The 1597-nt window shown below is 61.3% G+C and carries 1 protein-coding gene; it reads right to left on the bottom strand.

Annotated elements, in window-relative coordinates:
* Positions 1-72: 72 nt before the first annotated feature.
* The coding region (locus tag ACT6Q8_RS25470) for a TonB-dependent receptor (RefSeq protein WP_444739474.1) at positions 73-1597 on the bottom strand (1525 nt) is incomplete at its 5' end.

Genomic DNA, 1597 nt, shown 5'->3' with positions numbered 1-1597 from the left:
CGCCAGAACCCCTCCGTCAGCGGCTTCGCCGCTGCCACCTCCCCATCGCTACGCGACAGGGAGGATTTACCGTCAGAAATTCATCCGCGCGGTCACCCCGAAATAACGCTCGGCATCGCGCGGCGTGATCTGGCGCATGAAGCTCGTCCCGTTCGGGATGCGCTGGATCACGAACTGCTTGTCGGTCAGGTTCTTGGCGATGAACGACAGGCTGTATTTGTCGTCGTCGGTGCTCACCTTGATCCCGGCATCCCAGATCGCATAGGCACTCTGGAACGCATTGGGGTTCTGGTTGATGTCGAACTGCGTGCGGCTCTGATAGACAAGCGAGCTGTTCAGATCGACGTTGAACCCGTCGATATTGAGCGGCAGGCGCCAGTCCATCGTCACCGTGCCCTTATACTTCGGCGCAAAGGGCAAAGGCTTGCCGTTGATCGCGGCGGCGCAGGTCACCGCGGCGCCCGGCGGGCAGATGAACTCGTTGATATGCGCGTCGGTGTAGTTGAACCCGCCCGACAGCGAGAAATCGTCGGTGATCGCGGCGTTGAAATCCATCTCGATGCCGCGTGTCGACACCGTGCCCGCATTGGTCAGGCGCGTGACGACCTGCCCCGCGACGATGTCGAGGAAGTTCGCCTGATAATTGTCGTATTTGGCATAGAAGCCCGCGAGGTTCAGCGTCAGGCGGCGATCGAACAGTCGGGTCTTGAGGCCGACTTCATACGCGTCCGACTTTTCGGGATCGATGCGGCCGGTGTCGCGCGCCAGCATGTTGAAAAATACGTTGAGCGCCGGCCCCTTATAGCCGCGCGTATAGGTGGTATAGGCGACGATATCGTCGGTGAGGTCATATTGCAGGCCGGCATTGCCCGACCAGCCATTGTCCTTGATCGACCCCGCCGAAGCAAAGGCCGGGTTCACGCCGGAGAAGGCCGCGAGCGAGGTCGAGCGGCGCGCGAAGTCATAGCTCACCTTGTCCTCGGTATAACGCAGCCCGAGGATGCCGCGGAATGCGTCGGTGAAGTTGAGCGTGCCCTGACCGAAGGCCGAATAGCTCGTCAGCTTGGTCGTGAAATCGGCATTGCCTTCGTTGGTGACAAAGGTCGACGACCCCGCCGCGCACGGCGTCAGCCCGCCCACCGTCGGCAGCGTCGACGCGGTGCAGCTCGTCACGGTACGGTTGAAGAAATCGACTTCCTTCGTGTGGTAATAATAGAGCCCCGCAACATATTCGAAGAATTGCGGATTGGCCGACGCGATGCGCAACTCCTGCGTGAACTGGTCGAACTTCAGGTCGCCGCGATCGTGCGAACGAACGTCGCCCGCCGCGGTGCCGGTGTTGACATAGCGCGGCGCGTCCGACCGGAAATCGCCGTCGCGCTGCTGGAAATTATACCAGTGGCGATACGCGGTGATCGAGGTCAGCGTAACCCCGCCGAGGTCGAGGTCGATCTGCCCCGAAACGCCGCTGTTCTTGTCCTTGGTGTACGGATCGAGGTCGTTGTCGATATCCTTGTTCTTGCCGTCGAGCACCAGCGGCGCGAGGCTCGGGATGAACACCGCGTTGTTGAACGCCGAGGGGAAGACGGTGCCGATG

It is taken from the genome of Niveispirillum sp., from assembly GCF_052437035.1.
Classification (GTDB): domain Bacteria; phylum Pseudomonadota; class Alphaproteobacteria; order Azospirillales; family Azospirillaceae; genus Niveispirillum.
The sequence above is the reverse complement of the archived record's forward strand: the minus strand, read 5'-3'. Positions and strand labels throughout refer to the sequence as shown.